Below are 9,142 nucleotides of genomic sequence, written 5' to 3' on the forward strand. Positions count from 1 at the left end.
GATGAGATTTGCGCTTCGCAAAGGCATGGTCCTTGCTCTCTCGCTGGTGACTTTCCTCCAGATCGATCCGGCGGCGGTCGTGACAAACCATTCGTTGCTCTCGGAAGCCAATGCTCGGATAGGTCACCCCGCCACTCCGGGGAGCGTGGCTGGCGTGGCCCGCCGCACGACCCGTCGGACTGTTCGGCGGTCGGCAATCTACATCAGCGCGCTGCCTGCGGGCTGCGCACGGGTAACCATCTACGGCACATTGGTGTGGCGATGCGGCGGGACCTACTATCAGTCCTCCGGGTCGAGATACGTCGTCGTCTATGTGGACTAGCAGCCGCTCCCGAAGCTCTGTCGAGCGCGCTTGTTCGGCTTCCCGTGCTGGAGGCGCCAGAAGAATTTTGGCGACTGTTGTCCTGCTCTCTCTTCTGGAGGGCTGCGCCAGCCGCCCGACGGGTGTCCTGTCGCCGGTAGCCGACACCTCCGCGTCCACCAGCAGGGTCGAGATGCTGGTCGCCACAACCCGCGGCCGGGCCTCGAAACCCGGCGAGATGTTCGGCGGGGAACGCGGAATGACACCGGCCTTCGCGGAGATCACCGTGTCGATCCCGCCGGATGATGTGCGCAAGGTCGGCGAGGTTGCCTGGCCAAAAAAACTGCCCTCGGATCCCGCGACCGATTTCGCGGTTCTGCGGGCGGAGGAAGTCTCTCGGGATACGGCCGAAAACTGGCTCAACACGTCCGTCGCAAAGAGCAAGGACCGCAGCGTCCTTGTCTTCATCCACGGCTTCAACAACCGCTTCGAGGACTCGGTCTACCGTTTCGCCCAGATCGTCCACGATTCGGGAACGCACAGCGTTCCCGTGCTGGTCACCTGGCCCTCGCGGGGCAGTTTGCTTGCCTACGGCTACGACCGCGAAAGCACCAACTACACGCGCAACGCCCTGGAAAATCTGTTTCAGTATTTGGGGCGCGACCCCAATGTCAAAGAGGTCTCCGTACTGGCGCATTCGATGGGGAACTGGCTGGCGCTGGAGTCTCTTCGGCAGATGGCGATCCGCAATGGCCGCCTCCCGCCAAAATTCAAGAACGTCATGCTGGCCGCGCCCGACGTCGACGTCGACGTCTTCCGCTCGCAGATCGCCGACATGGGAGCTCCGCGCCCACAATTCACTCTGTTTGTCTCGCGTGACGATCGGGCCTTGGCGGTATCGCGGCGCGTCTGGGGCGATGTGGCCCGGCTTGGCTCGATCGATCCGGAGCAGGAGCCATACAAGACCGAGCTCGCGGCCAACAACATCTCGGTCATCGACCTTACCAAGATCAAGGCTGGCGATGATCTTCATCACAGCAAGTTCGCCGAGTCGCCCGAGACCTCCCAGCTCATGGGTCCCCGCCTCTCGAGCGGACAGGCGTTGAGCGACAATCGGCTGGGTCTGGGCGACCACATCGTCACCGCGACCGCGGGTGTGGCCCATGCAGCCGGCACCACCGCGGGGCTGGTAATTGCTGCTCCTGTCGCGGTGATCGACCAGAACACACGGGACAACTTTGCCAGCCACGTGGGTGCGCTGGGCGCAACTGTGCCTGGCGGATCAGCAAACGGCAGCCCGGTCAGCATTGATTGCGATTCCAGGAATACCGCCGCGAACAACGTATGTGATCGGTAACAAGCTACAATTGGAGGGGATTATGAAATTAGGTATGGCTTCTACTCTCGCCTGCGTCGGCGGCTTCCTGCTTGCCGATGGGGCCAAAGCTGCCGATATGTATTCGCCGGTGACACCGGAAACCCAGCAAGTCGTGACCGAGCAGGGCTGGACGTTCTCTGTCGCCCCCTATCTCTGGGCAGCGGGCCTATCCGGGGACGTCGGGCAGTTCGGGCTGCCGCCGATCGAGGTCGACGCGAGTTTCAGTGACATCTTCGATCATCTGGACTTTGGGGCCATGGCGATCGGCGAGGCGCGCTACGATCGCTACAGCATTTTCGGCGACATCATGTACACCAAGATTTCCGGCTCCACCGGAACGCCGCGAGGCATTCTTGCTTCAAGCGTCGAGGTATCCACGGAAACATTCGCCGGGTTGATCGGGGCCGGCTATGCGCTCCTCGAAGACAGTTCCGGACGCCTTGAAGTCGTCGGCGGCGTCAGGGTGTGGTCGGTCGACACCGAGGTCTCCTTCAGCGGCGGCATTCTCGACGGCGTCTCGCGAAGCGACGGCGCGACCTGGGTGGATGGCATGGCCGGCCTTCGCGGAAATTACGCGATCACACCGGAGATCTATTTGACCGGATGGGGCCTCGTTGGCGCAGGTGGAGCCGACATCGACTGGGATGTCGCCGGGGCAATCGGTTACCGGTTCAATGACAAAATTTCGGCGGTGGCAGGTTACCGCGCCCTGGGCGTGGACTATAGTGACGACGGTTTTGTCTTCGATGTCGTGCAGCAGGGTCCGATCCTCGGAATGGTGGTGCGATTTTGAACTCTCCACCGGGAGAGTTTGCGTTCCACCAGACTGCAATCGGGAATGCAGCATCGTCAGGCGACCGAAATGCCGTTCAGACCCAATGCGCTTCGGTTGACCATCTTTGCTGCAGTGGTTGCCTCAGTCGCCCTGGCGGCAACTGGTGTGGCCTCGCATGCGCTGGCGGCGCAAGCGCTGAACAACTCGCCGCCAGGCGGAATCCCTCAGCCAAGCGATTGGACGACGGCCTCGTATAACTTTCGTGTCTCTCATGCGCGAAGTTACAATCCTTGCTTCTTGATCACGGGATTGCCGGATGAGCCGTTGCCGCTGTTTGCGGCGTCTGCCCGCAAACCCGGACATCCTGCTGAGGCTGATCACGGACGGCGGCGAAGTCATCGAAGCCTGTGGCCGCGTCGGGATTAAGCCGACCGGAGGTGATAGCTCGGTAGCGATCAGATCGATCGTTGGAGAACTGTACCGCCCACAACGTCGCCCATCAGTTATGTGACGCAGTTCACAGACGTCCCATAGAAGAACTCGTAACATTGGCGCGTTCTCCTCCTCAGACCAACTTAGAGGCCCGGCCGACAACGCCCCTTTCGGTCGGGCCTTTTTTCGTTCGCGAGCCGTGCCTCAGACCGAGGCAAGAAGCCCGCCGCGTAGACCGCCTGCAGCTCGGCGGGCTTCCGGTTCCAAGGGAGAAGTAGCCCTTGAGGTTTCCGCAACTGCCAAGCTCAGAACTTTGTACCAAAGGGATCCGCGTTGGGTGCGGCCCGCAGGAACTCCGAAATCAAGCGCTGCTGCGCGACGGGGTCACCGGCCAGCGCAGGATCAATGGTGGCGTTCACGGCCAAAAGAAAAAAGCCGGCTTGCGGCCGGCTAAAAAGGAGGACGGTTGGGGGGTTTGGGCAAACCGACCGTCCACCATCACTTAAGTGGGTAGCAATACAAAAGTTGCAACGCTCTGCTGGCGGCGAGATATGTATTCGCGGATAAGTTGCGGGACGGGAAGCTAACGACAATCCGGCCAGGTATGTGGATATTCGCAATGGCTTGGCGGGGTAGGCACAGGCGGCAGGGCCTCCAAACGGTGGGTGTCGGCATGCCTGTGCCAATCAATCCAGCATCTCCGACGCCTCCAACCACGCGGTAAGGCGTAGCAGTCGGTTAAGAGTGGCAAGGGCGTCCGGCGGGATTTCATTCCGCCGACTCATGGGCGGCGGGTAATATGGGCGATAATGGTCGTGTCGATGATATGTGGAGGAAATTGCAGCCGCGCGTTAGCGGGCCGCCTATGCTCAACGCTCGGCGGGTTGTCAGGTCATTGCGGGAACGCGATCGTCGTTTAAACAGGCCAAGCATCGGCAATGAGCCGCAAAACGGCGACAGCGGCTGCTTTCATTGCGGCCAGTTGTTCTTCGTGCACCACTCGCGTGGTGGTCCTTTCGGATTGTGCCTCCCCTGTCTCGACGACTAATCAGCCCTGCAAACGACTTTGCTGAAGATGTGCCGTTCGGTTGAACGCCCTGAGATGATCGAGCGTGCAGCCATCATCCATCGTGTCTCCCCCCGCGATTGATCAGGTCGTTGAGACAGCAACGAATGTCCGGCAGCCTGAATTCGATCAAGCTGCTGTTGGCCCTGTCGCCCCCGCTGGGACGCACCTGTGTTGAGGCGCCGATGAAACAGTCGCAAGGCCATGACCCGCGTCGCGGCCCTGGCCGTCCGATCAACCCTTGAGAGGATGATCCCGGATCTTGTCCTCGGTCTTCCCAAGGCCCTTTTTGGTGCTTTCATCCAGTTCGTCGCAGTTCCGGCACACCAGCGTTTCTTGCCACCAGTCGCCGCTTTGCCAATCCTTTTCTCGTCTTCGCCGCGCTTCGCCTAGCCTTTTCACTTCATCTTTGTTGATGGCCTCTCCCTAACTGGGAAACCAACGTACGCGCTAACCAGCCATCTCATGAAGGGGGAGTGAACGACCAGTATCATTCATCTCGTTCAGTTTTTTTAGCAAGAGAATAACTCCGTAAGCCCTTGCGACTCATGGGGTTCGGCAGCTATTTACGCAGAAGTCCACATCCCGCTATGGGCTGGGGTACAGGCCTTTTTTATTTAGTGGGGAGCCGATCGGCTTTCTCCTCACGTGAGTGCCGGGCCTATCAAATGTTGCAGCGAAACAGCTTTTCACGTTCTATGCTCCGCATTGCCGCGTTGGGAGAAGTTGTGCAGGGTGTGAGTTTCAAATTTCTAGATGCAGGCGGAGAAATGGCCGCTGCCGTACGCGCTTACGACTGGGCTTCGACGTCGCTCGGACCTATTGAGGAATGGGGTGCATCCCTCAGAACGGCCGTAGGCATGATGCTCAGCTCGGCGTTCCCAAAATGCATAGTGTGGGGGCCTGAGCTGGTCACAATCTACAATGACGCATTCCGGCCAATCCTGGGCGACAAGCCCGAGGCGTTGGGCAGGCCGTTCTCGGAAGTCTGGGCCGAGGCATGGGAAACCATCGGGCCAATCGCGGATAAGGCATATGCTGGCGTAGCGACGTTCATCGAAGATTTCCCCCTCGTGATCGATCGGCACGGCTATCCGGAGCAGGCCTGGTTCACTTTCTGCTACAGCCCAATACGCGACGCGGAAGGGCAGGTGGTGGGTATGATGGACACCGTTATCGAGACAACGGGAAAGGTCAGGACCGAGCAGAATTCGCGGCTTCTTAATGCTGAGCTCGCTCATCGCATCAAGAACATTCTGGCCATGGTGTCCGCCATCGCCAGCCAGACGTTTCAATCGGCGGAGTCGAAAGAAGAAGCCAAGGCTACGCTCACCCAGCGCCTCTCGGCACTGGGAAAGGCCCACGCTGTCCTGGTGGAAGACAGCCGGAGCGGAGCGTCGGTAAGAGACGTCATTGAAGGAGTTCTGTCTCCCTTCAGCAACTTCGGCGGCCGTATCAGCATAGAAGGTCCGCCCATTGACCTTTCTCCCAGGCAGGCGCTGTCGCTGGGGCTGGCCATCAACGAGCTGGCCACGAACGCCGTTAAATATGGGGCGCTGTCCGACGATCGCGGCCGCGTAGCAGTTTCCTGGAAGGTCGGCACGCCAAGTTCCGACGAGGAGTTTCGTCTTGCTTGGGAAGAACGAGGGGGGCCCGCCGTTTCGAAGCCCAAACGCCACGGTTTCGGGTCGCGCCTGATCGAACAAGCTCTCGCAGGGGAGTTCAATGGAAAGGTGCAGACCGTCTACGACCCGCTCGGGCTTCGGTGCGAGCTATCCACCTCCATGATGAACGTCCGCTTAGACGCCGCAGATCCGGCCGAACCGCACGCTCTTTAGCACATGGCGGACTGTGGGTATCTGGTCGAACGCTCCGCGGCACTCGTTTTTATGATGCGCCTCAAAACCATCACACGAGGGCGAACCACTCAAAAATGATGGGAGTATCGTCCGAGAAGATTTGTCCGTGACGGGCGGCCGATCTTTCGTATCACGCTCTTGTCTCGATGCGCCGATCGGGGCGGAGACTCCACGCCGCAGAACATCATAGCGTTTCCAGCCCATAGCAAGCCCGGAGAGAGCCTGACGGCAGCTCGGGTGTTGACACGAACAACGTCAAATTGGACAAAACTCCGAAAGGAACTCTCTTGTCCACGCAATCGGTAGCTTCACCTATCCAGTCCCGAATTGCTGCGCCCTCTGCCACCATCGCATTCGGCATACTGCTCCTTTGCGCCATCGCTGCCCTGGCCGTACTGCTCGCCTGGCGAGACTACCAGGGCGCAACCGAAAAAGGTGAAGCCAATGCGTTGTCGTCGGCGCGTGTCGTCGCAGCTCATTTCCAGTGGATGCTGCAGGCCAGCGATCAGGCCCTCCGGCGCATCGATGCCGCGCTCGGGCCAGAGCCAATTAGCGAAACGACAAACACCATTTTCAACATTGAGGAAGCGGTCGGAGACCTGCCGCGTGGCTTCCAGTATTCCGTCTATGACGAGACCGGGCAGCTGAGATTTTCGAGCGTCAGGGCGGCAATTGGGATCAACGTCTCCGACCGGGAATATTTCCAGGAACTGCGTGACGGATCAAATTCTGTAATTTCCCCGCTGCTCGATGAGCGACTGAGCAATGAAAACGTCTTTGTAGTCGCTCGCCGCATTACCAGGTCGGGAAAGTTCCGGGGAGCAGCCAGTATCGCCATTCCCACGGCAAGAATGGCCGAGTTCTGGAGGTCAATGAATCTTGGTCCATTCTCGTCGGTCTCAGTGATACGAACTGACGGTTGGCTGGTCGCCCGGTTTCCGGCTCTCAGCAAGACCATGAACCTCAACGATACACCGCTTTTGGACGCGGCCCGAGCCCAGAGCGGAGTTTATCACAGCGGCAACTCCCCAGTTGATGGAAGGGCCCGGATTGTAGGATTCTGGCGAGTCGAGGGAGCTCCGATAATCGCTGTAGCCGGGATTGAACGCGGCGAGGTGTTGGAAACTTTCTGGCGCAATTTGCTGACTGGAACCGTAATCGCGGTGCCGCTGTTTGGCATGCTCGCATGGGGCCTACTCGGGACAGCACGATTGCAAAGGGCCGACGAAGCGCGCCGACTTGAACTGGAGCGATCGCTTGAGCACAACAGGTTTCTTCTTCGCGAAATTCACCACCGGATCAAGAACAACCTTCAGACCGTGGCGTCATTGGTGCGGCTACAGCCCTTGCCAGCCGACGCGCGCGCGAGCATCGCAGGCCGCATCGGCGCGATGGTCGCCGTGCATGAGCACATATATCAGAACGACGAGTATGGAGACGTATCGGTCGACCAGTATCTCCAACGGCTGATCGACGACGTCCGGGACGGGTCGAGCAAAGACATCGGTGTAGAAGTAGAAATTGAGCCTCTCTTGGTCGATCGTGACCAAGCACTTCCACTCGGACTACTCGTAAACGAGATCCTATCCAATGCTTTCAAACATGCATTTGAACGTGCGCAGTTCGGTCAGATAAAAATCTCCCTTGCCATGGTCAGCGATCACGAGGCCAGATTGACGATTTCCGACAATGGCCGCGGCTTTGATCCGGATAGCGCGCCCCAGAACATGGGAAGCAAACTCGTTGCTGCCTTCGCCAGTCAGCTAAAAGGCGAGGTCGCAACCGATTCCTCGGAACGGGGAACCACCTTTACCCTGACGTTTCCAATTTGGAAGTGAGCACTGCGTCCGCAAAGGCGAGCTTTCCGTATGAAAAAGCTCGTGTGCAGCTCCCCGAACAACAGCGGCATGAGGCTTCGTAGCCCAGGCGGCGGCAGGAGCAGATCCTCGCCGCGGTCGCCTTGAGCGAAAGCTCTGAGACAGGCGTAGAGGGGCAGTCGATTGGTTCCGATGCCCCCCGCAGCCTCGTTGCCTCGCTTCGCACGAGCACTTGTTATGGACCGTTGCCAGAGGATTTGCCTGCGGCCATGCAGCGCGAACAGCAGCCGCGCCCATGCGGTCAGGCGGTGCGCCTAGATCATGGGTCGGCCGCCCGTGATCTCATACAATGCCCCCGTCGTGTAGCTGGAGTCTGGCGAGGCCAGCAATACGAATGTCGCGGCGAGCTCGGCCGGTTGTCCTGGCCGTCCCACGGGTGTGTTCTTGCCGAAGTTCATGACTTTCTCGGCAGGCATGGTCGAAGGGATCAAGGGTGTCCAGATCGGGCCAGGAGCAATCGCGTTGACGCGTATGCCCTTTTCGGCGATGAGACCGGCCAATCCCGCCGTGAAATTGGCGATCGCCCCCTTCGTCGTTGCGTAGGCGAGCAGGCTGGGTGACGGGTCCGTCGCGTTGATCGACGATGTGTTGATAATCGTGCTGCCAGGCTTCATACGCGGGATCGCGGCCTTGCAAAGATAGAACATGGCGTAGATGTTTGTCCGAAACGTCTTGTCCCATTCGTCCGAGCTTATCTCCTCGATGGCCTTGAATGTGGCCTGATGTGCCGCATTGTTGACGAGGACGTCGAGGCGGCCGAATTCGCTGAATGCGCGCTCGACAATCGTTTTGCAGTGGTCCTCGTCCTTGATGTCGCCCGGAACGAGGATGGCCCGTCTTCCGGCCTTCTCAATCCAGCGTGCGGTTTCGGCCGCGTCTTCATCCTCGTTGAGGTAGGAAACGAGCACATCGGCGCCCTCTCGGGCGAAGGCGATTGCGGCCGCTCGACCGATGCCGGAATCGCCGCCAGTGATGATGGCCGCACGGCCCTCGAGCTTGCCGCTTCCGTTGTAGCTCTCCTCGCCATGATCGGGACGCGGCGTCATTTTGCCGGTGTAGCCGGGGATATCCTGGCGTTGCTCCGGAAAAGGAGGTTTCGGAAAGTCGGGGGTGGGTTGCGGCATTGATTTTTCTCCTGTCTGTCACGTGGGTCAAACATCCAGCCCTGGGCAAGGTTCCGCCCAGACGGTCCCACCATCCTTCAAAATCGGCGCAGCCTTGTGAACGATCATCATGGGTTAAAACGAGGGCTATGCCACTCCAAGGTCATGTCATCGCGCGCCGTCGAGAAGAAGCGTCCGACATCGCGATAAGACGTCACGGACCGGACCGGATGAGCCGATTTTGCGTTGCCACCGGCTGCCCAATGTTTGCAGTGACGAAGGAGCACCGTACGGCACCGCATCGCGCACGCTTGGCGCAGGCGTTCTGTCACTCACGCCGCATAGCCGGTC

General features: G+C 59.6%; 6 protein-coding genes. 5 read left to right on the top strand and 1 reads right to left on the bottom strand.

What is annotated here, in order from left to right:
- Position 1: 1 nt before the first annotated feature.
- The 5 genes from MAXJ12_RS38585 to MAXJ12_RS26590 all read left to right on the top strand — a co-directional run bounded on the left by MAXJ12_RS38585 (position 2) and on the right by MAXJ12_RS26590 (position 7,649).
- Complete coding sequence (locus MAXJ12_RS38585; RefSeq protein WP_008839192.1) at positions 2-322, top strand: hypothetical protein; 321 nt, start codon at positions 2-4, stop codon at positions 320-322.
- On the top strand, positions 312-1,658 hold the full coding sequence (locus tag MAXJ12_RS26570; protein WP_244421612.1) for an alpha/beta hydrolase: 1,347 nt from the start codon (positions 312-314) through the stop codon (positions 1,656-1,658). Before MAXJ12_RS38585 ends, MAXJ12_RS26570 begins: the two co-directional genes overlap by 11 nt.
- 34 nt (positions 1,659-1,692) lie before the next feature.
- On the top strand, positions 1,693-2,472 hold the full coding sequence (locus MAXJ12_RS26575) for a hypothetical protein (protein WP_008839194.1): 780 nt from the start codon (positions 1,693-1,695) through the stop codon (positions 2,470-2,472).
- 2,250 nt (positions 2,473-4,722) lie between these two features.
- A complete protein-coding gene (locus MAXJ12_RS26585; RefSeq protein WP_244421613.1) occupies positions 4,723-5,790 on the top strand; it encodes a sensor histidine kinase in 1,068 nt (355 codons plus the stop codon).
- A 308-nt stretch (positions 5,791-6,098) separates the two neighbouring features.
- Complete coding sequence (locus tag MAXJ12_RS26590; RefSeq protein WP_008839197.1) at positions 6,099-7,649, top strand: sensor histidine kinase; 1,551 nt, start codon at positions 6,099-6,101, stop codon at positions 7,647-7,649.
- 293 nt (positions 7,650-7,942) lie between these two features.
- On the opposite strand, the gene MAXJ12_RS26595 is transcribed toward MAXJ12_RS26590, so the two are convergent.
- Complete coding sequence (locus MAXJ12_RS26595; RefSeq protein ID WP_008839198.1) at positions 7,943-8,812, bottom strand: SDR family oxidoreductase; 870 nt, start codon at positions 8,810-8,812, stop codon at positions 7,943-7,945.
- Between the last annotated feature and the right edge of the window lie 330 nt (positions 8,813-9,142).

The organism is Mesorhizobium alhagi CCNWXJ12-2, from assembly GCF_000236565.1.
Lineage (GTDB): Bacteria > Pseudomonadota > Alphaproteobacteria > Rhizobiales > Rhizobiaceae > Allomesorhizobium > Allomesorhizobium alhagi.